We start from the raw sequence: 23,421 nt of genomic DNA, 5'->3' as shown, positions 1-23,421 counted from the left end.
GCGCAGCGTGCATGCGGTGTGCTGGGTACGGTGACCCGTGGAGGTGTCTGGGCACCTGGTGGTCCCCTCGGTCTTCAAAACCGGTGAGACCGAGCATCTCGGTCTGGCGGGTTCGATTCCCGTCCACCTCCGCCAAACCACTCGTGAGGAGGCCGGCGTGACGCAGAGCGACCCCCGTCGGCGGATCCCACGCACCGACGCGCTCCTCGCCGACCCGGTGCTCGCCGCCGCGGTCGAGCGGCACGGCGCCGACACGGTCAAGGCCGCCGTCCGCGCGGCGCAGGCGCAGGCGCGGGGCGGTGAGATCGCGCCCTCCCAGGTCATCGAGGCCGCACGAACGGCCCTGCCGGCGCGCCCCACGACCTTGCGCCCGCTCCTCAACGCCACCGGTGTCGTCGTGCACACGAACGTCGGTCGGGCCCCTTTGTCGGCGGCCGCGGTCGAGGCCGTGGTCGCTGCGGCCGGCTACGTCGACGTGGAGTACGACGTGACCACCGGCGCACGGGCCCGGCGCGGGCGGGGAACCCTCGGCGCTCTCCGGGACGCCGTGCCCGCAGCGGGTGACGCTCTCGTCGTCAACAACGGGGCCGCGGCGCTCGTGCTCGCCACGACCGCGCTCGCCGCTGGCCGCGAGGTCGTCGTGAGCCGCGGGGAGATGGTCGAGATCGGTGACGGCTTCAGGCTGCCCGACCTCATCGCGTCGACGGGCGCACGCCTGCGCGAGGTGGGCACGACCAACCGCACGACGGTCGACGACTATGCAGCCGCGCTGGGCCCCGACACCGGTTGCGTCCTCAAGGTGCACCCGAGCAACTTCCGGATCGAGGGCTTCACGAGCGCCACCCCCGTCGATCAGCTGTCGCAGCTGACGACGCCCGGTGGCCTCCGTGTGCCGCTCGTCGTCGACATCGGCAGTGGCCTGCTGCGACCCGACCAGCTCCTGCCCGACGAGCCCGACGCCGCCTCCGCCATCGCGGCTGGGGCCACGATCGTCACCGCGAGCGGCGACAAGCTGCTCGGCGGCCCGCAGGCCGGTCTCGTGCTCGGCGACGCCGAGAGCGTGGAACGCCTGCGCCGCCACCCCCTGGCCCGCGCCCTCCGGGTCGACAAGCTGACCCTCGCGGCCCTCGAGGCGACCCTGCGCGGTCCGGTGCCGCCCGTCACCGCCTACCTCCACGCGGATCGTGACGACCTGCGTGCGCGCACCGAGCGCCTCGCCGAGGCGGTCGGCGGCGAGGTGGTGGTCGTGGAGGGACGCGTCGGCGGCGGCGGAGCCCCCGGCGTACCACTGCCCGGGTATGCCGTCGCCCTTCCCGAGGCGTGCGCCGAGCGCCTGCGCGTCGGTGACCCCGGGGTGGTCGCCCGGGTCGAGCGTGGCCGCTGCCTCGTCGACCTCCGTTGTGTCCCGACGGAGTCCGATGCCGATCTGGCGCGGGCAGTACGCACGGCGCTGACGCACGGCGGGTGACGTGCACGTCATCGCGACGGCCGGCCACGTCGACCACGGGAAGTCCACCCTCGTGCGCGCGCTCACGGGGATCGAACCGGACCGCTGGGCCGAGGAGCACCGCCGTGGGCTGACGATCGACCTCGGCTACGCGTGGACGACCTTGCCCTCGGGGGAGCAGGTCGCCTTCGTCGACGTGCCCGGCCACGAACGCTTCATCGGCAACATGCTGGCCGGCCTGGGGCCCGCTCCCGCAGTGCTGCTCGTCGTGGCCGCCGACGAGGGCTGGCGGCAACAGACGACCGAGCACCTCGCCGCCGTCGATGCGCTCGGCGTCACCCACGGACTCGTCGTCGTGACGCGAAGGGACCTGGCCGACCCTGCCCCGGCGCTGGCGGATGCGCTTGCACGCGTGGCACGCTCGTCGCTCGCCGGGAGCGAGGCCGTGGTGGTCTCGGCCCGCACGGGCGAGGGGCTGGCAGACCTGAGGGCGGCCATCGACTCGCTCGTCGGGGCTCTGGACCCGCCGGCGGCCGATGGCCGGTTGCGGCTGTGGATCGACCGGTCGTTCACGATCCGCGGGGCAGGCACCGTCGTCACGGGCACGTTGGGCGAAGGCACGATCCGTGCGGGTGACGAGCTGGTGCTGCACGACGCCGCTGGGCGATCGCGGCACGTCACCGTGCGCGGCCTCCAGTCGCTGGAGCGGAGCCACGACGTCGTCCCCGCCGTCGCCAGGGTGGCCGTGAACCTGCGCGGTGTGCCAGCCGAGGAGGTGCGTCGCGGCGACCTGCTCCTGGCACCGGGCGCATGGCCGACGACCGCCCAGCTCGACGTCCGGCTCACCGGTGAGGTGCCGGATCGCCTGTCGGCACACCTCATGGTCCACGTCGGCACGCACGCGGCCGAGGCGCGTGTGCGCCCCCTCGGCGGCCCGGCCGCGCGCCTCACGTTGCCGTCCTTGCTGCCCCTCGTCGCCGGCGACCGCCTCATCCTGCGTGACCCCGGCTCCCGACAGCTCCACGGCGCCCTCGTCGTCGACGCCGACCCACCACGGCTGCAACGGCGCGGCGCCGCTGCCGCTCGGGCAGACGTCGTGGCACGCCAGGGCAGTCGACCGGACCTCGGGCAGGAGGTCGGACGACGCGGTGCCATGACCGTCGAGGCCGCCCTCGCCCTCGGCAACCGGGTGCCCGGCGGCAGCCGCCCGGCGGCGTCGGTCGCCCGGCACGGGCAGTGGCTCGTGTCCGACGCAGCCTGGCGGGAGTGGGCCGATCGTCTGCGAGCAGCAGTGCAGCGCAAGGCTGCCGGCGACCCGCTCGATCCGACCCTGACGCTCGAGGCCGGTCGTGCCGCGGCGGGCGCGCCCGACCGGGCGCTCCTGGCCGACCTCACGGCATACGCAGGACTCGCGGTGCGTGACGGGCGCGTCGGCCTGCCCGGGCACTGGGAGGCGCTGCCGGAACAGGTGCAGGCCGCCCTGCGCACGTTGGAGGCCCGGCTCGGCGACGAGCCGTTCGCAGCGCCCGAGCAGCGCGAGCTGCAGGCCCTCGGTCTCGGCCCGCGCGAGGTGGCTGCGGCCGTGCGAGCCGGTCGCCTCGTGCGCCTCGACGACGACGTCGTGCTGCTGCCCACCGGTCCGGCCCGCGCGATGCGCGTGCTCGCCGGGCTGCCGCAGCCGTTCACGACGAGCGAAGCCCGGGTCGCGCTCGCCTCCACCCGGCGCACCGTCATCCCTCTGCTCGAGCACCTCGACGGCCGCGGTTGGACACGCCGTCTCGACGGCTCGCACCGCGAGGTCCGCAGGCCGGACCGGCCGGCGCCGTCGTGACTACGCTGGTCATCGTCTCGTGAAGGAGGCACCGACGATGGACCCACGACACCCCGTCCCGCCGTTCACCGAGGAGACCGCGCGCCAGAAGGTGCAGGCCGCCGAGGACGCCTGGAACACCCGTGACCCCGAGCGCGTCGCGAGCGCGTACACCGAGGACACCGAGTGGCGAAACCGCGACGAGCACCTCGTGGGTCGCGAGCAGGTGGTCGACTTCCTGCGCCGCAAGTGGGACCGGGAGCGGGAGTACCGGCTGCGCAAGAACCTCTGGGCGTTCGAGGGCCACCGCATCGCGGTGCGCTTCCAGTACGAGTCGCGAGATGCCGACGGACAGTGGTGGCGCTCCTACGGCAACGAGCAGTGGGAGTTCGACGACCTCGGGTACATGCGCCGGCGCGAAGCGAGCATCAACGACGTGCGCATCGACGAGTCGGAGCGTCGGGTGACGCCGGGCGAGGGTGAGCTGCCGCCCTTCTGACCACGGCGACGCCGTCGTGTCGGCGCGGGATGGCAGGCTGACCCCGATGGCGAAGGGCAAGCGGGCCGACGTGCTCGACCGATTCTCTCCGGCGACCGCAGCGTGGTTCCGGAGCAGCTTCAGCGCGCCCACGACCGCCCAGGCCGGCGCGTGGGACGCGATCAGCTCGGGCCACCACACCGTCGTCGTCGCCCCGACGGGCTCCGGCAAGACCCTGTCGGCGTTCCTCTGGGCCATCGACCGGATGGCGAGCGAGCCGGTCCCCGAGGAGCGGCTCGAGCGGTGCCGTGTCCTCTACGTCTCGCCGATGAAGGCGCTCGCGGTCGACGTCGAGCGCAACCTGCGCGCGCCCCTCGTCGGCATCGGCCACGCCGCGACGCGGCTCGAGCTGGCGCCGCCCGACATCACCGTCAGCGTCCGCTCGGGCGACACCCCGGCCAACGAGCGCCGGGCCTTCGCCCGGGCGCCCACCGACATCCTCATCACGACGCCCGAGTCGCTCTTCCTCATGCTCACCTCGTCGGTGCGCGAGGCGCTCAAGGGCATCGAGACCGTCATCATCGACGAGGTCCACGCCGTCGCCGGCACGAAGCGCGGCGCGCACCTCGCGCTCAGCCTCGAGCGCCTCGACGCGATCCTGCCCACCCCCGCCCAGCGGGTCGGCCTGTCGGCGACGGTGCGTCCCGTCGAGGAGGTGGCGCGCTACCTCGCGGGCGGTCGCCCGGTCGAGATCGTCCAGCCGGAGTCGACGAAGCAGTGGGACCTCGAGGTCGTCGTGCCGGTCCCCGACATGGGCGAGCTGGGCGGCGCGCCGGCCGAGATCTCACCCGGCGTGCCCGACCTCTCGGGTCCGGCCGCGGGCCAGGCGCCACAGGCGAGCATCTGGCCGCACGTCGAGGAGCGCATCGTCGACCTCATCGCCGAGCACCGCTCGACGATCGTCTTCTCCAACTCGCGCCGCCTCGCCGAGCGGCTCACCTCGCGCCTCAACGAGATCTGGGAGGAGCGTCTCGCCGAGCAGGAGGACCTCCCGGTCCCGAGCTTTGCTGCCCTCTCGACGCGGCCGCCCGCTCAGGTCATGGCCCAGGCGGGGGTCTCTCGCGGGGCGCCGGCCGTGCTCGCCCGTGCCCACCACGGGTCGGTGAGCAAGGAGCACCGGGCCACCATCGAGGAGGACCTCAAGGCCGGGCGCCTCCCTGCCGTCGTCGCGACGAGCAGCCTCGAGCTCGGCATCGACATGGGCGCCGTCGACCTCGTCATCCAGGTCGAGAGCCCGCCGTCGGTGGCGAGCGGGCTCCAGCGCGTGGGTCGGGCGGGCCACCAGGTGGGTGCCGTGAGCCAGGGCGTCATGTTCCCGAAGTTCCGCGGCGACCTCGTGCAGACCGCCGTCGTCGTCGAGCGCATGCGCGCCGGCGCCATCGAGTCCCTGCGCGTCCCGGCCAACCCCGTCGACGTGCTGGCCCAGCAGGTCGTCGCGATGTGCGCCATGGACGACTGGACCGTCGCCGACGTCGAGGCGCTCGTGCACCGCACGGCGAGCTTCGCCTCCCTCCCGCGCTCGGTCCTCGAGGCGACGCTCGACATGCTCGCCGGCCGCTATCCGTCCGACGAGTTCGCCGAGCTGCGCCCGCGCATCGTCTGGGACCGCGTCACCGACACGCTCTCCGGCCGCCGGGGCGCCCAGCGCCTCGCCGTCACGAGCGGCGGCACCATCCCCGACCGGGGGTTGTATGCCGTGTTCCTCGCGTCCGGTGAGGGGCCCGGTCGCCGGGTCGGCGAGCTCGACGAGGAGATGGTCTACGAGTCGCGGGTCGGCGACGTCTTCACCCTCGGCACCTCGACGTGGCGCATCGAGGACATCACCCACGACCGCGTCCTCGTCACGCCGGCGCCGGGACAGGCGGGCAAGCTGCCCTTCTGGAAGGGCGACCAGCAGGGCCGGCCGGCCGAGCTGGGGCGCGCCCTCGGCGGGTTCGTCCGCGAGATCGTGGGCCTGACGCCCGAGCGGGCCCGCGCGCGGGTCACCGCCGCCGGACTCGACGAGTGGGCCGCCGACAACCTCATCGGCTACCTCACGGAGCAGAAGGAGGCGACGCGGCACGTCCCCGACGACCGCACCATCGTCGTCGAGCGCTTCCGTGACGAGATCGGCGACTGGCGTGTCGCGGTGCTCTCGCCCTTCGGCGGCCAGGTCCACGCACCGTGGGCGCTCTGCGTCGCGGCACGCATGCGCGAGCGCTTCGGCATCGACGTCCAGGCCATGCACGGCGACGACGGCATCGTCTTCCGCCTGCCCGACCTCGAGTTCGACGACGGCGCTGCGGTCGGTCAGCAGCTCGTCGAGCTCGTCACCCTCGAGCCCGAGGAGGTGAGCGAGCTCGTGACGCAGGAGATCGGCGGATCGGCCCTGTTCGCAGCGCGGTTCAGGGAGTGCGCGGCGCGGGCGCTGCTGCTGCCCCGCCGCCGACCCGACAAGCGCCAGCCGCTCTGGCAGCAGCGGCAGCGTGCCGCCCAGCTGCTCGAGGTGGCGAGCCAGTACCCCACCTTCCCCATCGTCCTCGAGGCCGTGCGCGAGTGCGTCCAGGACGTCTTCGACGTGCCGGGTCTCGTCGAGCTCATGGGCGACATCCGCTCGCGCGCGGTCAAGGTCGTCGACGTCGAGTCGAGCCAGCCCAGCCCCTTCGCCAAGTCGCTCGTCTTCGGCTACGTCGCGCAGTACCTCTACGAGGGCGACTCACCGCTGGCCGAGCGCCGGGCCGCCGCCCTCGCGCTCGACCCGTCGCTGCTCTCCGAGCTGCTCGGTCAGGGTGAGGCGCTCGCGCTGCGCGACCTGCTCGACCCCGAGGCCGTCGCACGCACCGAGGCCGAGCTCCAGCGGCTGACACCAGAGCGGGGTGCCCGTGACGGCGAGGACGTCGCCGACCTGCTCCGGGTGCTCGGCCCCTTGTCGGTGCGCGACATCGTCGCTCGTGCGGCCGAGGGCTTCGAGCCGTCGGCCGTCGAGGCGGCCCTCGCCGAGCTCGAGGCGGCCCGTCGCGTCATCGCCGTGCGCGTCGGCGGCGAGGAGCGCTGGGCTGCCATCGAGGACGCCGCGCGACTGCGCGACGCCCTCGGCACCGCGTTGCCGGTCGGCGTGCCGCAGGCCTTCCTCGACCCGGTGCCCGACCCGCTCGCCGACCTCGTCGCGCGCTTCGCCCGCACCCACGGGCCCTTCGCGGTCCAGACCGTCGCCGCGTGGTGGGGCGTGGGTCCGGCGGTCGTCCACGACGCGCTGCGCCGTCTCGTCTCGGCCGGTCGGGTCGTCGAGGGCGAGCTGCTCCCCACCGAGAACGGCGGCGGCCACGGCCCCGAGTTCTGCGACGCCGAGGTGCTCCGGCTGCTCCGGCGCCGCTCGCTCGCCGCGCTGCGCCACGAGGTCGAGCCGGTCGCCCAGCCCGACCTCGCCCGCTTCCTCCCGCAGTGGCAGGGCGTCGGTGGCGGCCTGCGCGGCCGAGAGGGCCTGCTCCGCGCCGTCGAGCAGCTGACCGGAGCGGTCGTCCCGGCGAGCGCCGTCGAGTCGCTCGTGCTCCCTGCGCGCGTCGCCGACTACCGCCCGGCGCTGCTCGACGAGGTGATGAGCTCGGGCGAGGTCGTCTGGCGCGGCCACGGCTCGCTGCCCGGTGACGACGGCTGGGTCAGCCTCCACCTCGCCGATGCCGCGCACCTGACGCTGACCCCACCCGAGGTCGTCGACCTCACCGACGACGAGCAGGCCGTCCTCGAGGCCCTCGAGAGCGGTGGCGCGTACTTCTTCCGGGCCCTCTCGACGCGGGTCGGGCTCGGCGACACCGAGCTGAACGACGCGCTGTGGTCGCTGCTGTGGTCGGGGCGCATCACCAACGACACCATCGCGCCGCTGCGTGCCCTCCTCGCCGGTGGCCGCACCGCCCACAAGCGCACGACGTCCGGACCCCGGTCGACGAGGTATGCCGGCCGGCGCGGTTCGCTCGGCCGCTTCGGCTCCCTGCGCGGTCCCCTCGCCGGCACGAGCCCGTCGCAGATCGAGGCCGCCGAGGAGGCTGCGACGGGCAAGGCGCTGGCCGCAGGTCGCGCGGTCGGGTCCGGGCCCTCGACCGGCGTCGGTCGCTGGACGTCGCTGCCGCCCGCCGAGTCCGACCCGACGGTCCGGGCCGTCACCAACGCCGAGCTGCTCCTCGACCGCTACGGCGTGCTGACCCGTGGGTCGGTCGTCACCGAGGACGTCCCTGGTGGCTTCGCGGCGGTCTACCGCGTGCTCGCCGCGGCCGAGGAGGCCGGCAAGGTCCGGCGCGGCTACTTCGTCGAGGGCCTCGGCGCTTCGCAGTTCGCCTCGACGGGGGCCGTCGACCGGCTCAGGTCGATGTCACGGCTGCCCGGTGCGGGGGCCCAGGACTCTGCGGCCGGGCGTGAGCGCACCGGGCCGCCGGCCCTCGTCCTCGCCGCGAGCGACCCCGCCAACCCCTACGGTGCCGCCATCGGCTGGCCCGAGCGCGGGCTCACCGACGCCGCTGATGAGCCAGCGGAGTCCCCGCAGGCGCCTCGCCGCAAGGGCCACCAGCCCGGCCGCAAGGCCGGGGCGCTCGTCGTCCTCGTCGACGGCGAGCTCGTCCTCTACGTCGAGCGCGGCGGCAAGACGATGCTCTGCTGGTCCGACGACCCCGAGCGACTTCAGGCTGCGGCCGACGCCCTCGCGCTCGCCGTCCGCGAGGGAGCCCTCGGCCGACTCACCGTCGAGAAGGCCGACGGCGCCTCGGTGCTCGGCTCCGACCACCCGCTCGTGCAGGCCCTGTCGCAGGCCGGCTTCCACATGACACCGCGGGGACTGCGCCTGCGCCGTTGACGCGCCGCAGCGTCTGTCGCTGATCGTGAAATGTCACGATCGTGCTGGTACGACAGGGAATCCGCCCTGAGGGGTGTCACATGGATCTCACAGCATTGTTCCTGATTCCCCGGTCCTGGGGTTGTCGCGGTGCGACTCTGGCAGGGAGGGGGCAAGGCGCCCCAGGCGGCCACCGAGCGCAGGCGGGGACACCCCACCCGCGGGAGCTGTCGCCGAGCTGGACGGTGAGAACGATGCAGGACCCAGGCGACACACGGCCCCGGCAGCTGAGCCGGCGCAGCTTCATCAGGGCAGCGGGCGTCGCGGGCGCGGGGTTCGTGCTCTACGCCTACGCACCGGACGGCACGAGACAGGCCGTCGCCGCTGTCCTCGGTGGCACGCTCGATCCCTCGACGGTGTCGAAGTTCGTGACACCGCTGCTCGTACCGCCGGTGATGCCGCGCGCGGGGTCCATCAAGCGCAAGGGCGGCAAACCTGCCGACTACTACGAGATCTCGGTGAAGCAGTTCTCCCAGCAGATCCTTCCCGCCGGCCTGCCCGCGACGACGGTGTGGGGCTACGGCGCCGTGACCTCTGACAGCAAGAAGGGACTGTTGCTGCATCACGCCCCGTCGCTGACGATCGAGTCGCGCTGGGACCGCCCGGTGCGGGTCAAGTGGATCAACGGTCTCGTGGACACCGCCGGGAAGTACCTGCCGCACCTGCTGCCGGTCGACCCGACGTTGCACTGGGCCAACCCGCCCGGTGGGGTTGTCGGGCGTGACACCCGGCCGACCTTCCGGCAGACGCCCGGGCGCTACACCGGCCCCGTGCCCATGGTGACCCACCTCCACGGAGCGGTTGGAGTCGGCGACGAGAGCGACGGCTACCCGGAGGCCTGGTTCCTGCCGGCCGCTGCCAACCTACCGACCGGATACGCGACCGAGGGCACCTGGTACGCCTTCTTCAAGGACAAGGCGGCCCGGACACTCGGCCCCCAGTGGGGCCCGGGCTACGCCGTCTTCCAGTACCCGAACGACCAACGTGCGTCGACGCTCTGGTACCACGACCACGCACTCGGCATGACCCGCCTCAACGTGTACGCCGGGCCTGCCGGGTTCTTCCTCATCAGGGGTGGACCGCAGGGTGACGAGGCCGTCCTCGACGTCCGCTCCGGTGCGACTGCCGTGCTGCCGGGACCCGCGCCGAAGAGGGGAGACGCCTCTCCTCCGAAGAAGGCCTACTACGAGATCCCGGTCGCGATCCAGGACCGGGCGTTCAACGAGGATGGCTCCCTCTTCTACCCCGACAGCCGCGAGTTCTTCGACGGCGCCACGGCGGCGAACCCGGGCTTCGTCCCGGACACGGACCTCTCACCGATCTGGAATCCCGAGTTCTTCGGCAACACGATCATGGTCAACGGCAACACCTGGCCCTTCCAGGTCGTCGAGCAGCGTCGCTACCGGTTCCGCTTCCTCAACGGTTGCCAGTCCCGCTTCCTCATCCTCGACTTCGCCCACATCCCCGGCGTGGAGGTCTGGGCCATCGGCAACGAGGGCGGCTTCCTGGCTGCGCCGGTGAACCTCACTGCCCACCACGACAACCGGCTCCTGATGGGCCTCGCCGAGCGCGCCGACATCGTCGTCGACTTCACGCACGTGCCTCTCGGGAAGCACGTCCTGGCCAACGTCGGCCCCGACGAGCCCTTCGGCGGTGGCAAGCCGGACGACGACTTCGACGCGGCAGACCCCGACACGACCGGCCAGGTCCTGCAGTTCCGGGTCGTGCCCGCCACCGGGCCCGACCCGACGACACCGCCCCGGTTCCTGCGCCTGCCGGCCCTCGTGCCGCTGCCGGCCGAGACGCGCACCCGACGACTCGGCCTGCTCGAGATGATGTCGAGCGCCTGGGACGGACCCGCCGAGGCGATGCTGGGCACCGTGGACCGCGGGGGAAATCCGGAGCACCTCATGTGGGCGGACCCGGTCACCGAGAGCCCTCGCGTCGGAGACACCGAGATCTGGGAGTTCCACAACTTCACGGCTGACGCCCACCCCATGCACGTCCACGAGACGACGTTCGAAGTGGTCGACCGACAGGCCCTGGTGACCAACGAGGCCGGTGAGACCGAACCACCGTCCCGGCCGGCAGGCGATCCCCGCCCACCCGAGGCCTGGGAGAGCGGCGTCAAGGACACCGTCATCGCCTACCCGGGCGAGGTGACGCGCATCCGGGCCAGGTTCAGCAACCCGGGCCAGTTCGTCTGGCACTGCCACATCGTCGAGCACGAGGACAACGAGATGATGCGGCCCTACCGGATCGGACCCAGGCAGCACCGCCAACCGAGCGGCTGACCTCGGGTCACGAGAAGGTGTCGCCGTCGGCCATCGTCACGGCACTCGGCGCCGTCGGCCGCCACGCGAGGGACTCCTGCGTGCCGAGGCGTGCTCGCAGAGCCGGCTGGGCGGCATACCACCCGATGAGCTCGGAGAGCTCGTCCGCCCGCAGCCACAGGTAGGCGACCGGGACGGCGACGCGACCGGCGAACGGCTGGTCGGTGACGTCGAGGGGCACGTCGACCGGGAAGGCCCGGTCACCTGTCGCGTCGGTCGCCCCGGCCAGGCCGTGCGCGAGGTCGTCGGGGGTGCCACGCACCGTCTCCCAGGGCACGCTCGCCGACCGCACGCCCCAGCGCAGCTCGACCGCGGTCGGCGTCAGGTAGACCCCGCCCGCCGAGGCGCGACCCAGGGCGAAGGGCGCCAGCCGGGCACAGGAGGCGAGCGTGGCGAGGCCGAAGACCACGGCTGCCCAGGGCACGGGCGCGGTGAGCACGACCATGAAGGCGCACCACGCCGTCACGAGGATCGCGTTGGTGAGCGGCGTCGCAAACGACGCGCGTGAGCGGAGGACGGCGGTCGAAGCGGCACCGGACGGCGCTGCCGCGAGGACGAGCCGTTCCGGGCGACGCACGCTCCACGACCAACGCGCGGCCGCCTCGACGACCCACACGACCGCGCCGCACGTGGCCATCGCGACGGTGCCGACGCCGAGTGCGCGCAGCCACAGCGGATCGTCCCGGGTCACGATGAGCAGTGCCACGAGCACGCCCGCGAAAGCGGCGACGAGGGCGAGCTCGGCGAGCACGAGCACCACGTAGGTGCCGGAACGCTCGCGGTCGAGCATCCGCCGGATGAGCACGGGACCGTAGCGGGCACCCCAGGCTCCGGCGGACGCGTACGACCCGATCACGTCGCGATGCTAGCCGCGAACGGGCCGTCGGTGCCCCGTCGCGTCCGGGTACGTCCAACTCGTCGAGCACCACGACCGAGAGGACCCGAGATGGACACCGCTGCCAAGGCCCAGGAGCTCCAGCGCCTGCACCGCGACCCCGAGCTGCTGCTCGTCGTCAACGTCTGGGACGTCATCACGGCCCGCGTCGTCGCCGACACCCCCGGCACGAAGGCGCTCGCCACGGCGAGCCACTCGATCGCAGCGTCGTACGGCTACCCCGACGGCGAGCAGATCCCGCGCGATCTAATGATCGAGGCCGTCGGCCGCATCGCCGCCGCCGTCGACCTGCCGGTCACGGCCGACCTCGAGGCCGGCTACGGCGACGCGGGCGAGACGGTGGCCCGCGCCATCGACGTCGGCATCGTCGGCGCCAACCTCGAGGACCAGATGAAGGCGCTGCCGGACGCCGTCCGGGCCGTCGAGGCTGCCGTCGCCGCCGGTGAGCGGGCCGGCATCCCCTTCGTCCTCAACGCCCGCACCGACGCCTACGTCAAGGCCGGCGACCGCGACCCGGCCGACGTGCTCACCGACGCCGTGGAGCGGGGCCGCGCCTTTCTCGACGCCGGCGCCTCGACGTTCTTCGTCCCCGGCAAGCTCGACGAACCGACCGTGAGCCGGCTCGTCGAGGAGCTGGGGCCGCAGAAGCTCACCGTCATCGCCGTCCCGGGCTCCCTCGACCTCGCGGCCCTGCAGCGCCTGGGCGTCGCCCGGGTGTCCTATGGCCCGTGGAGCCAGAACGTCGCCCTGACCGCTCTGGCCCGTCTCGCCGAGGACGTCTATGCCGGTGGCGCGCTGCCCGAGGGCACCCGCACGCTCAACTGAGCCTGCTCAGCACCTCTCCCAGTAGCCGGGGGAGGACTGCTTGAGCGTGGCTGTGTAGAAGGTGTTGTAGAGCCCGAGCTTCTGGTTCGAGCCGAGGGCGTACGCGTAACCACCCGACTGGTAGGCCCGCCCGGCCACGACGTGGTCGTAGTTGCTCGAGGTGATGCAGGTCGGCGGCAGCGTCGAGGTGGGCGAGGAGGCGTCAGAGACGCTCAGCGTGCTCGCTGGGTGTGACGACGCCGCGGGTGTCGAGGAAGCGGCGCGACGCTCGCGCGAGCGCGTCCACGTCGTAGTCCCGGTGGCGCTGCAGCAGCACGACGAGGTCGGCGTCGACGACGGCGGCCTCGAGGTGCGGCACCGAGATGGCGGCGTCCCCGAGCTCGGCCTCCAGCTCGTCCCAGTGGTCGATGAGCGGGTCGTGGAACGACAGGCGTGCGCCCTGCTCGAGGAGGCGGCGGGCGACGGGGACGGCGGGCGACTCGCGCTGGTCGGCGATGTCGGCCTTGTACGTGACGCCGAGCAGGAGCACTCGCGCCCCGCGCAGCGCCTTGCCGTCCTCGTTGAGCGCGTCCTGCACCCGGCGCGCCACGTAGGCCGGCATCGAGGCGTTGATCTCCTGGGCGAGCTCGACGAAGCGGAAGGGGTAGCCGAGCCGCGTGCGCACGTTGTGCGAGAGGTAGTTCGGGTCGATCGGGATGCAGTGGCCGCCGACGCCCGGGCCCGGGTAGAACGCCTGGAAACCGAAGGGTTTCGTCCGCGCTGCCGCGATGACCTCCCACAGGTCGATGTCGAGGTCGTGGCAGAAGCGCGCCATCTCGTTGACGAGCGCGATGTTGATGTGGCGGTAGGTGTTCTCGAGCAGCTTGGCCGTCTCGGCCTCGCGGGTGCCCCGTGTCGGCACGACGGTGTCGACGAAGCGTGAGTAGAAGGCGCAGGCCGCCTCCGTGCACGCGGGCGTGTGCCCGCCGACGACCTTCGGGGTGTTGCCGATGCCGTATGCCGTGTTGCCCGGGTCGACGCGCTCCGGCGAGAAGGCGAGGGCGAAGTCCACCCCGGCGCGCAGCCCGGTCGTCTCGAGGATCGGGCGCACCACCTCGTCGGTGGTGCCCGGGTAGGTCGTCGACTCGAGGACGACGAGGGTGTCGCGGGTCAGGTGCCGGGACAGCTCGGTCATGGCCGCCCGGACGGCGGCGAGGTCGGGGCCGCCCTCGTCGCCCAGCGGCGTCGGCACGCAGACGACGACCGCGGCGGCCTCGGCGAGGCAGGTCGGGTCGGTCGTCGGCTCGAAGCCGGCGCCCAGCATCTTCGTCACGTCCTCGTCGGTCAGGTCGTCGACGTGCGACCGGCCGTTCGCGAGGGAGGCCACGACGACGGCGCTGGCGTCGAGACCGACGACGGACAGGCCCGCGCCGACCGCGGCCTGCGCGAGCGGGAGGCCGACGTAGCCAAGCCCCACGACGACGACGTCGTGGCGTCGCCGGTCAGACACGGACCAGTCGGGAGTCGCTGGCGGACGCAGCCTCCCGCGTGGACTCGCTCGGGTCGAAGTCCGGGGCCCGGTGGCCCAGGCCGAGCAGCTCGGCGATGGCGGCGACCGACCGCTCGGCGGCCCGACCGTCGCCGTAGGGGTTCACGGCGTTCGCCATCGCGGCGTAGGCATCGGCGTCGTCGAGCAGCTCCTCGACGGCGGCGCGGATCGTGCCGCCGTCGGTGCCGACGAGGCGGACCGTCCCGGCCTCGACGGCCTCGGGGCGCTCGGTCGTGTCGCGCATGACGAGCACCGGCTTGCCGAGGCTCGGGGCCTCCTCCTGCACGCCGCCCGAGTCGGTGAGGACGACGGTGGCGCCGGCGAGGGCGTGCGCGAACTGGTGGTAGTCGAGCGGCTCGGTGAGCAGCACGTTGTCGAGCGACCCGAGCAGCGGCTCGATGACGTCGCGGACGATCGGGTTGCGGTGCATCGGCAGGAGGACCTGCAGGTCGGGCCGGTCGAGCGCGAGGTCGCGGATCGCCGTCATCGTCTCGACCATCCGGGGACCCCACGACTCACGCCGGTGGGAGGTGACGAGGAGCAGGTCGCGCCCATCCGCCGCGTGGTCGACGGCCTCGGCCACGCGCGGGTCGTCGAACTCGACGGGCTGGGCGGTCGTCCACTGGAGCGCGTCGATGACGGTGTTGCCGGTGACGGGCACGCGGCTCGGGTCGATCGACTCGCGCACGAGATTCGCCTTGGACGTCGCCGTCGGGGCGAGGTGCAGGTCGGCGAGCGGCGCGGTGAGGCGCCGGTTGGCCTCCTCGGGGAAGGGCGAGCGCACGTCACCCGTGCGCAGGCCCGCCTCGAGGTGCACGACGGGGATGTGCTCGTAGAAGGCGGCCAGCCCCGTCGCGAGCACCGTCGTCGTGTCGCCCTGGACGACGACGACGTCGGGGCGGGTCTCCCGCAGCAGGGCCGAGGTGGCGAGCACCGTGCGGGCCGTGATCTCGGCGAGCGTCGCCCCCGGGGCCATGAGGTCGAGGTCGTGGGCCGGACGGATCCCGAAGAGCGCGTTGACCTGGTCGAGCATCTCGCGGTGCTGACCGGTCACGGCCACGACCGGCTCGATGCGCTCGTCGGCCTCGAGGGCCGCCACGAGCGGGGCCATCTTGATCGCCTCGGGTCGTGTCCCGTAGACCGTCATGACGCGGTGTCGGGCCGTGGGCAGTGCAGTGCTCATGTCCGGATCTCCTTCAGCGCCAGAGGCCGCGGGTGTCGACGAGCTCGCGACCGCGGAGGTCGCCGAGGCTGATGGACCGGAAGGCGGCGTGGTCGACGAGGAGGACGACGACGTCCGCCTCGTCGATGGCCTGTCCGGTCGCGGCGAGCTCGACGTTCGGCAGGGCGGCCAGGGCCGGGGGCAACGCGCCGACGTGCGGCTCGACGGCGAGGACCCGGGTGCCGGGGAGCTCGGCGGCGAGCGTCTCGGTGATGAGCAGGGCCGGCGACTCGCGCAGGTCGTCGATGTCGGCCTTGAACGCGAGACCGAGGCAGGCCACCGTCGCGCCCTGCCCGTCCCCGCGGCCCGCGGCCACGAGGGCGTCGGACACCTTCCGGATGACGGTGCCCGGGCGGGCGTCGTTGGTCTCCCGGGCGGCCCGGATGATCCGCGCCTGCTCGGGGGCCGCCGAGACGATGAACCACGGGTCGACGGCGATGCAGTGCCCGCCGACGCCGGGGCCGGGCTGGAGGATGTTGACCCGCGGGTGGTGGTTGGCCATCGAGATGACCTCCCAGACGTCGAGGCCGATGTGCTCGCAGATCTCGGCGAGCTCGTTGGCGAAGGCGATGTTGACGTCGCGGAACGCGTTCTCGGTCAGCTTGGACATCTCGGCCGACTTCGCGTCGGTGAGGATGATCTCGCCCGTGACGAAGAGCCGGTAGACCTCCGCGGCGCGCAGCGCGCACTCGGGGGAGAGACCGCCGACGATGCGGTCGTTGGAGAAGATCTCGACCATGATCCGGCCGGGCAGCACCCGCTCCGGACAGTGTGCGACGTGAACGTCCGAGATGCCGCCCAGGTGCGGCAGCTTGAGGTCGGGGCGCAGGTCCGAGATCCACTCGGAGATCAGCTCGGTCGTCCCGGGCGGCGACGTCGACTCGAGGATGACGACCTCCCCGCCACGGAGCATCGGCGCGATCGCCTCGGTGGCCGAGCGCACGTGCCGCAGGTCGGGCTCGTGGTCGCCCATGAACGGGGTCGGCACCGCGATGAGGTAGACGGACGCGTGCGGCATCGTCGTCGTCGCTGTCAGCAGGCCGTCGGCGACGGCCGAGGCGATCGCGACGTCGAGGTTCGGCTCGACGATGGGCACGCGTCCGGCGTTGATCTCCGAGACGGTGCGTTCGTTGACGTCGACGCCCGTGACCCGCAGTCCGTGGCGGGTGAGGGCGGCGCAGGTGGGCAGGCCGATGTAGCCGAGGCCGATGACGGCGATTCCGTCCTCGAACATGGTGGATCTCCCTGTGCTGTCAGTGCTGCTGGTGGGTGGCGGGGTGGGCGTAGGTGCTGGGTCGCTCGGCGACGTCACGGGGCTCGCTCGCGCCGCGGTGGCGTTGGGCGAGGTCGGTGACGTGGCGCACGAAGTCGCGGCCGATGACGTTCCAGTCGTGGTGCTCTCGGGCGTACGCGTGTCCGGCCCGTCCCAGCGCCGCGCGTCGCTCGGGGTCGCGCGCCAGCTCGATGAGGGCGGCGGCCGTGGCCTCGGCGTCGTCGAAGGGCACGACGACGCCGCAGCCCGATCGCTCGACGAGGTCGGCCGCGAGCGGCAGCGGCGTCGTGATGACGGGCAGGCCGTGGGCCATGTACTCGATGACCTTGGTCGGCATCGAGTGGCGGTAGTTCGGGCGGTCCTCGAGCAGCGACAGGCCGGCGAGGGCACCGTCGAGCATCGGGAGGGCCCGCGCGCTCGGCACGAAGCCGTGGTGCACGACGTGGCCGCACTTGACGCCCCAGTCGAGGGTGTCGGCGGTGCGGGTGTCACGGGCGCCGCCGATGATCTCGACCTTGACCTCGCCGCGGGTGGCGACCGTGAGCAGCCGCCCGGTCTGGAGGAGGGTCGCCGCGCCGCGGGCCATCGTCAGCGAGCCGAGGTAGACGGCACGCGACGCGCCGGGCGCCGTCGCCGTGGCCGGGACGCGCACCGTGTTGGGCACGACGACGTGCTCGCGCTCGAAGCGGTCGGCGTAGGCGTACTCGGCGAGGATCAGCTCGTGCCGACGCTCCGCGTGCCGCTCGATGGCGCGGGCCGCACTGGCGAGAGGAGCGCGGGCACGTGCCGGCACCCAGGGCTTCGCCTCGATGGCGGCAGCGGTGTCCTCGTGGACGTCCCAGACGAGGTTGTCCAGGCGCAGACCCGCTGCGGCAGCGACGATCTCGGGGTCGTGGACGATCACGACGTCGTGGTCGCGGGCCTCGTGGGCCAGCAGCCGCCGGGCGGCCCGGAAGGCCTCGCCGCGCGAGCGCCCGGTGGCGTGCGGGAGGTCGACCGAGCGCAGTCCGGCCACGTCGGGGAGGTCGAGGCCATGCGCGACGAAGGGGGCGGCATACGTGACCTGCACGCCGGCGTCGAGGAGGGCGCCGATCTCGCGGTGCCGGATGCGGGCGTCCTCGGGGTGGTGCACGACGGTGACGACGAGCGCGCGCAGGGTCCCGTCGCGTCGCGGTGCGGGGTGAGGGCTCACGCGGGAGCCTTCCGGTGGGACTGCTCGTAGGCCCGGACGACCTCGTCCGTGGGGCCGTCCATGACGAGCCGTCCCTGCTCCATCCACAGCACGCGGTCGCACGACTCGCGGATCGCGGCGTTGCTGTGGCTGACGAGGAAGACGGTGCTCGCGTCGCGGCGGATCTCGGCGATGCGGTCGCGGCTGCGTGCCTGGAACTCGGCGTCACCGGTCGCGAGGGCCTCGTCGATCATGAGGATGTCGGGGGCGGCCGCCGTCGAGATCGCGAAGCGCAGCCGTGCCCCCATGCCCGACGAGTAGGCGCTCATCGGCAGGTTGACGAAGTCCCCGATGCCGCTGAAGTCGACGATGTCGTCGTAGCGCTCACGGACCTGGCGTGGCGTCAGGCCGAGCGCGAGACCGCCGATCATGACGTTCTTGGCGCCGGTCAGGCCCGTGAGCAGCACGGCGTTGACGCCGAGGAGCGACGGGCGTCCAGAGGCCCAGACGCGCCCGTTCGTCGGGGGCATGAGCCCGGCGACGGCGCGCAGCAGCGTGCTCTTGCCCGAGCCGTTGCGACCGATGATGCCGACGGCCTCACCGTGGTTGACGACGAACGAGACGTCCTTGACGGCGTGCACCTTGCGGACCGAGCTGACCGGGTTGCGCTTCGTCAGCAGGCGCTCGACGAGCGGCACTTGGCCGCCAGTGTCGGTGCCCTTCTGCTTGGCGCCGAAGACCGTGTAGACGATGTCGAGCCCCGAGCAGATGACGCTCGGCGTCGTCGTGTCAGCCACGTCAGTTGCTCCCATAGCGACCCTCCCCGCGCCAGAAGAAGACGATTCCCGTCACGCTGAGCGCGACGCCCCAGGCCGCGGCAGCGACCCAGCTGCCCCACGTCAGCGGGTACTGGTCCATCAGGGCCTCGCGCGCCGTCGTCATGCTGACGGCGAGCGGCTGGTAGAGGAGCAGGGCGCTGACCAGCCCGTAGCCGGCGTAGTGCGGGATCGAGAAGAAGACGCCCGAGACGTAGCGGGCGAGCCGCACACCGACGGGCACGAGGTTGGCCGAGTCGCGGGCCGTGTTGACGACGCGGGCGAGGTAGAACGCGAGACCGAGGTTGATGAGGCTCTGGAAGACGAGCGCGACGGGGAACAGCAGCCAATGCGGCGAGAACGGCTCTCCCGTCAGGGGGATCATGACCATGAGCACGGCGAACGCCGGGACGTTGACGAGGAACTGCGTCAGCGTCACCGAGATGGGCAGCACGGCCCGGGGGAAGCGCAATGCGCGCACGAGCCCGATCTGCCCGACGACGGCCCGCGAGCCGGCGATGATCGCGCTCGCGGAGTAGCCGAAGACGAAGATGCCGATGGTGAGGAACGCGATGTAGTTCGACGTGCCGCCGCGGGTCTTGAGCAGCAGCCCGAAGATCAGGTAGTACGACCCGACGAGGAGCAGCGGGTTGAGGACCGCCCACAGCTGGCCGAGGTAGTTGTTCTGGTTCGTCGCCCAGGCCTGCGCCGACGACAGGTGCCAGACGAGGTGGCGGTAGCTCCAGACCTCGCGGGCGTAGCCGAGCAGGCCCGGCCGGACGCCGAGCTCCTCCAGGCCGGCACGGCGCGCCAGGGCGGCCGCCTCCTCGGCGGTGAGCCGGGCCCGCTCGGTCCGTGCCTCCGGCGCCTCGACGCTCTCCACCACGCTGCCGCTCCCGATCGTCATGCCGCCACCGCCTGCACCTGCTCGTAGACCTGTCCGTATGCCGCCGCGGCCACCGACCACGTCCGCTCGCTCGCGACGTGGTCGCGTCCGCTCGCCCCGAGCCGGTGCCGCCGGTCGGGGTCGGCGACGAGCTCACCCAGCGCCTGCGCGAGCAGCTGCGGGTCCGCGCCCTCGACGACGAGTCCGCGGTCGGGGCCGACGAGCTCGCGCAGCGGCGGGAGGTCGGTGACGACGACGGGACGTCCGAGCGCCATCGCCTCGACGGGCTTGAGGGGCGGCACGAGGGTCGTGACCGGGGTGGCCCGGCGGGGGACGCAGAAGACGTCGATGGCCGCGTGGTGCTCGTGGGTGCGGCTGTGCGGCACCCGCCCGGTGAGGACGAAGCGCGTCCGCGTGCCCGACCGGCGCAGCTCGGCAGCGCGACGGGTCAGACGCTCGCGGGCCGGACCGTCCCCGACGACGAGCACGACGAGCCGGGCGTCGTCGAGCAGGCCACCCGCGTCGAGGAGCACGTCGATGCCCTCGTACGCGTTGAGCGTCGACACCGTGCCGATGACGACATCGGTGGGGCGGATGTCGAGGGCCGCGCGCACGGGTCCGCCGTCGACGACGTCGGTGAGCAGGGCGTCGGGGACGCAGTTGCCGACGACGTGGACCCGCTTCGGGTCGACGCCGCGCGCGACGACGTCCTCGCGCATGCTCTGCGACAGCGTGACGACGGCGTCGGCGAGCGAGAGGCAGCGCGTCTCGGTCCGGCGCGTCCAGCGGTAGAAGTCGCTGTCGGCGTCCCCGCCGCGCGTGCGCCACGTGTCCTCGAGGAACCCGCGGGCCTCGTAGACGACGGGCACCCCGAGGCGCCGGCCGGCGAGCAGGGCGGCCTGGGCGTTGACGTGCTTCGAGTGCGCGTGGACGACGTCGGCACCGACGGCGCGGGCGAGCGCGGCGACCGTGACGGCATACGCCTCCAGGTGGCGGTCCGGGAGGTCGAGACGGCGCCCGGCCGCGAGGTCACGGTGGTAGGGCACGCCCGCGAGCGTCGTGGACGGCGCCGCGCCGAGGTGTCCCTGGGCGACGGGGAAGCCCGGCGGGGTGCACACGTGCGCGTCGATCCCAGCGGCGCGCTGGGCGGCGACGAGGCCCTGCGTGCGCACCGTGTAGCCGGCCTGCACCTCGGGCAGCGAGTTCGTGACGACGTGGACGACGGAGGTGCGGGTCGCCGTGGACGGAGCGCGGTGCGGGCCGTCGGTCGTCGTGGGAAGTCCGTCGAGTGCCGCGCCCGTCAGGACGGAGCGCTCGCCGGCCAGCCAGCGACGGTGCACTCGGGCGGCAGGGTTGCGCAGGCCGTCGAGGGCGCGCTGCGCACCGGTGACGTCGCCGGCGGCGTGGGCGAGGTAGGCGGCGGAGGAGCCCGTCGTTGCCTGCGTGAATCCGCTTGTGGCGCCATCGATCCCGTCCAGCTGGCCGGTCGCGGCCGCGGCTGCGAGGAGGTGCTGTGCCCGCCGGGGACCCGCGCCACGCAGCTCGTCCGTGAGACGGCGGCGAGCGAGCTCGCGCTGTCCGGAGGCCGCGGCGGCGATGACCGACAGTGGTCCGCGGCTGCGCCGGCTCAGCTCGCGCTGCGCGCCGGCGGGGAGCACCCGGGCGCCGACCCACACCGCCTGCCACGGGTTGCGGGCGAGGTGGGAGCGGGCCACGCACGCGGCGACGGGGAGGTTGGCGACGATCAGTGCCGTCGTGGTCGGGACGTCACCAACTGTTCGACTCCCCGTTGCATCGCGTGGACCGGGGGCGCCGAGCGCGGATGCCACACTGGCGCCGAGTCTGGAGGTCACGCACCGAACGTTGCAGTCCCACCCCCAACGGCGGACCGGCCCGGGCGGAACGTCAGTCGAACAGAGAGAGAAGTTTGTGGTGAACACGCGGCAGCGAGTGCTGTCCGACCTCGACCGGGCCCGCAGTGCCGCAGTGCGGGCGGCGCGGGATCCCCAAGCGCGACAGGCTCTTCCGCGCAAGGTGCGCAAGGAGGTCGAACGCCGCCTGCCCCGGGTGAGGTCGGCCCGGCTGCGTGTCGACGTGCCGCGCCCGGAGATCCCGAGCGGTCCCGTGGCGCGTCCGGAGGTCGTCGCCGCGGTGGTCCTCGACGACTTCTCGCAGCTCGCGCTGGGCTACGAGTGGACGCAGGTCTGCGTGACGCCGCAGGACTGGCGCGACCAGCTCGCGGCCCGGCCGGTCGACCTCCTCTTCGTCGAGTCGGCGTGGGCGGGCAACGGGGGCACGTGGCGCCTCGCCATGACGACCGAGGCCGGCCCGTCACCGGAGCTGCGCGCGCTCGTCGAGCACTGCCGCTCGACGGGCGTCCCGACGGTCTTCTGGAACAAGGAGGACCCGCCCAACTACGACCTCTTCGTCGAGACGGCCCGCCTCTTCGACCACGTCTTCACCGTCGACGCGGGCCGCATCCCGGACTATGAGCGCGACCTCGGCCACACCCGGATCGGCCTGCTGCCCTTCGGTGCCCAGCCCCGCATCCACACGCCGGTGCGGCACGGCGCCGGCCGCACCCGCGAGGTCGCCTTCGCCGGGAGCTACTTCGCCGACAAGCACGACGAGCGCCGGGCACAGATGGCCTACGTCCTCGAGCCCGCCCTGCCGCTCGGGCTCGAGGTCTTCTCCCGCCTTGCCGGCCGCGACCAGCGCTACCAGTTCCCGAGGGCGTATGCCGGAGCGCTCGTCGGGAGCCTGCCGTACCGTCGCATGCTCGGCGCCTACACGGCCTACAAGGTCTTCCTCAACGTCAACTCCGTCACCGAGTCGCCGACGATGTGCGCCCGGCGGCTCTTCGAGCTGTCCGCCGCGCAGACGCCGGTGCTGTCCGGTCCGGCCGCCTCGGTCGAGCCCTTCTTCGGCGACACGGTCCGCGTCACCCGCGGCGCCGAGGAGACGACGCGCGAGCTGCGCGCCCTCCTCCAGCACGAGGACTACCGCGACCGGCTCGGGCTGCGCGCCCACCGCCGGGTGCTCGACGCCCACACCTACGGTCACCGCATCGACACCGTGCTGGCCGCCGTCGGTCTCGAGACGCCGTCCCGCGACCTCGGCATCTCTGCGGTCGTCCCGACGATGCGTCCCGGCCAGGTCGATCACGTTCTGGGCTTCGTCGCGGCGCAGGCCCACGCGGAGACCGAGCTCGTCCTCGTGACGCACGGCTTCGAGGTGGGTGGCGACGAGCTGCGTCGTCGGGCCGAGGCCGCCGGGCTCGACCCGACCCGCGTCGTCGTCGTCGCGCGTCCGTCCACCGACACCCTCGGCGCGTGCATGAACGCCGGCGTCGACGCGGCGTCCGGGCGCTTCGTCGCCAAGATGGACGACGACAACGTCTACGCCGCGCACTACCTCCGCGACCTCGTCCGCGCCTTCGACTACACCGACGCGGCCGTCGTCGGGAAGTGGGCGCACTACGCGCACCTGACCGCGACGGGGGCGACCCTGCTGCGCTTCCCGGACGCCGAGCATCGCTACGTCGACCTCGTCCAGGGCGGCACCCTGCTCCTCGAGCGCGACCTCGCGGCGCGGCTGCGGTTCGAGGACCTGCCGCGGCGGGTCGACACGACGTTCCTCGACAAGGTGCGCGCCGAGGGCGGCCGCGTCTACTCGACGGACCGCTTCAACTTCGTGTCGGTGCGCGCGTCGACGCCGGACGGTCACACGTGGCCGATCTCGGACGTCGAGCTGCTCTCCCGCCGTGGGGTGCTCGCCTTCCACGGCGACCCCACCGTCCACGTCACCGTCTGAGGACCCC

General features: G+C 73.1%; 16 protein-coding genes and 1 tRNA gene. 8 read left to right on the top strand and 9 right to left on the bottom strand.

Annotation, left to right across the window (positions count from 1 at the left end; translation table 11 throughout):
- The first annotated feature begins 39 nt into the window (after positions 1–39).
- The 6 genes from ASH01_RS11085 (at position 40) to ASH01_RS11060 (ending at position 10,947) form a co-directional block, all read left to right on the top strand.
- A tRNA-Sec gene (locus ASH01_RS11085) sits at positions 40–135 on the top strand.
- A gap of 22 nt (positions 136–157) precedes the next feature.
- Entirely contained in the window at positions 158–1,468 is a 1,311-nt protein-coding gene (selA, locus tag ASH01_RS11080; RefSeq protein ID WP_056775677.1) for an L-seryl-tRNA(Sec) selenium transferase, read from the top strand.
- Between the two features lies 1 nt (position 1,469).
- Positions 1,470–3,278 (top strand): selenocysteine-specific translation elongation factor, encoded by a 1,809-nt coding sequence (selB, locus tag ASH01_RS11075; protein ID WP_056775676.1) that lies wholly within the window; start codon positions 1,470–1,472, stop codon positions 3,276–3,278.
- A 37-nt stretch (positions 3,279–3,315) separates the two neighbouring features.
- Positions 3,316–3,756: a nuclear transport factor 2 family protein gene (locus tag ASH01_RS11070; protein WP_056775674.1), complete on the top strand. Its 441-nt coding sequence runs from the start codon at positions 3,316–3,318 to the stop codon at positions 3,754–3,756.
- 46 nt (positions 3,757–3,802) lie between these two features.
- Positions 3,803–8,614 (top strand): ATP-dependent helicase, encoded by a 4,812-nt coding sequence (locus tag ASH01_RS11065; RefSeq protein WP_056775672.1) that lies wholly within the window; start codon positions 3,803–3,805, stop codon positions 8,612–8,614.
- A 233-nt stretch (positions 8,615–8,847) separates the two neighbouring features.
- Positions 8,848–10,947 (top strand): multicopper oxidase family protein, encoded by a 2,100-nt coding sequence (locus ASH01_RS11060; protein WP_082619706.1) that lies wholly within the window; start codon positions 8,848–8,850, stop codon positions 10,945–10,947.
- Between the two features lie 7 nt (positions 10,948–10,954).
- On the opposite strand, the gene ASH01_RS11055 is transcribed toward ASH01_RS11060, so the two are convergent.
- On the bottom strand, positions 10,955–11,842 hold the full coding sequence (locus ASH01_RS11055; protein ID WP_056775670.1) for a hypothetical protein: 888 nt from the start codon (positions 11,840–11,842) through the stop codon (positions 10,955–10,957).
- Between the two features lie 90 nt (positions 11,843–11,932).
- Between ASH01_RS11055 and ASH01_RS11050 the strand changes: the two genes are divergently transcribed.
- A complete protein-coding gene (locus ASH01_RS11050) occupies positions 11,933–12,706 on the top strand; it encodes an isocitrate lyase/PEP mutase family protein (protein ID WP_056775669.1) in 774 nt (257 codons plus the stop codon).
- Between the two features lie 6 nt (positions 12,707–12,712).
- Here the strand turns inward: ASH01_RS11050 and ASH01_RS23850 are convergent, their stop codons facing one another.
- The 8 genes from ASH01_RS23850 to ASH01_RS11015 all read right to left on the bottom strand — a co-directional run bounded on the left by ASH01_RS23850 (position 12,713) and on the right by ASH01_RS11015 (position 21,454).
- Positions 12,713–12,844: a hypothetical protein gene (locus tag ASH01_RS23850; protein WP_268807398.1), complete on the bottom strand. Its 132-nt coding sequence runs from the start codon at positions 12,842–12,844 to the stop codon at positions 12,713–12,715.
- 64 nt (positions 12,845–12,908) lie between these two features.
- Positions 12,909–14,195 (bottom strand): nucleotide sugar dehydrogenase, encoded by a 1,287-nt coding sequence (locus ASH01_RS11045; RefSeq protein WP_056775667.1) that lies wholly within the window; start codon positions 14,193–14,195, stop codon positions 12,909–12,911.
- Positions 14,188–15,417 carry a non-hydrolyzing UDP-N-acetylglucosamine 2-epimerase gene (gene wecB / locus ASH01_RS11040; RefSeq protein WP_056775665.1) on the bottom strand — a complete coding sequence of 410 codons (1,230 nt, stop codon included), beginning with the start codon at positions 15,415–15,417 and terminating at the stop codon, positions 14,188–14,190. Before wecB ends, ASH01_RS11045 begins: the two co-directional genes overlap by 8 nt.
- 13 nt (positions 15,418–15,430) lie before the next feature.
- Complete coding sequence (gene wecC, locus ASH01_RS11035) at positions 15,431–16,690, bottom strand: UDP-N-acetyl-D-mannosamine dehydrogenase (RefSeq protein WP_056775663.1); 1,260 nt, start codon at positions 16,688–16,690, stop codon at positions 15,431–15,433.
- A gap of 19 nt (positions 16,691–16,709) precedes the next feature.
- The gene (locus ASH01_RS11030) at positions 16,710–17,921 is read right to left on the bottom strand and encodes a glycosyltransferase (RefSeq protein WP_082619700.1); all 1,212 of its coding nucleotides are present in this window, start codon (positions 17,919–17,921) and stop codon (positions 16,710–16,712) included.
- Positions 17,918–18,697, bottom strand: coding sequence for an ABC transporter ATP-binding protein (locus tag ASH01_RS11025; RefSeq protein WP_235509597.1), 780 nt, complete (start codon positions 18,695–18,697; stop codon positions 17,918–17,920). The genes ASH01_RS11030 and ASH01_RS11025 overlap by 4 nt, the downstream gene beginning before the upstream one ends.
- Position 18,698: 1 nt before the next feature.
- Entirely contained in the window at positions 18,699–19,622 is a 924-nt protein-coding gene (locus ASH01_RS11020; protein WP_056775659.1) for an ABC transporter permease, read from the bottom strand.
- Positions 19,619–21,454: a glycosyltransferase family 4 protein gene (locus ASH01_RS11015; RefSeq protein ID WP_156415546.1), complete on the bottom strand. Its 1,836-nt coding sequence runs from the start codon at positions 21,452–21,454 to the stop codon at positions 19,619–19,621. Before ASH01_RS11015 ends, ASH01_RS11020 begins: the two co-directional genes overlap by 4 nt.
- 79 nt (positions 21,455–21,533) lie before the next feature.
- Between ASH01_RS11015 and ASH01_RS11010 the strand changes: the two genes are divergently transcribed.
- Positions 21,534–23,414, top strand: coding sequence for a glycosyltransferase family protein (locus ASH01_RS11010; RefSeq protein ID WP_056777572.1), 1,881 nt, complete (start codon positions 21,534–21,536; stop codon positions 23,412–23,414).
- Positions 23,415–23,421 lie beyond the last annotated feature (7 nt).

Origin of the sequence: Terrabacter sp. Soil811 (assembly GCF_001429655.1) — a bacterium.
Classification (GTDB): domain Bacteria; phylum Actinomycetota; class Actinomycetes; order Actinomycetales; family Dermatophilaceae; genus Terrabacter.
The sequence above is the reverse complement of the archived record's forward strand: the minus strand, read 5'-3'. Positions and strand labels throughout refer to the sequence as shown.

Coding starts and splice junctions, on each gene's coding strand:
- ASH01_RS11070 (WP_056775674.1), top strand. CDS start 3,316: ATGGACCCACGACACCCCGTCCCGCCGTTCACCGAGGAGACCGCGCGC.
- ASH01_RS11065 (WP_056775672.1), top strand. CDS start 3,803: ATGGCGAAGGGCAAGCGGGCCGACGTGCTCGACCGATTCTCTCCGGCG.
- ASH01_RS11060 (WP_082619706.1), top strand. CDS start 8,848: ATGCAGGACCCAGGCGACACACGGCCCCGGCAGCTGAGCCGGCGCAGC.
- ASH01_RS11050 (WP_056775669.1), top strand. CDS start 11,933: ATGGACACCGCTGCCAAGGCCCAGGAGCTCCAGCGCCTGCACCGCGAC.
- wecB (WP_056775665.1), bottom strand. CDS start 15,417: ATGAGCACTGCACTGCCCACGGCCCGACACCGCGTCATGACGGTCTAC.
- wecC (WP_056775663.1), bottom strand. CDS start 16,690: ATGTTCGAGGACGGAATCGCCGTCATCGGCCTCGGCTACATCGGCCTG.
- ASH01_RS11020 (WP_056775659.1), bottom strand. CDS start 19,622: ATGACGATCGGGAGCGGCAGCGTGGTGGAGAGCGTCGAGGCGCCGGAG.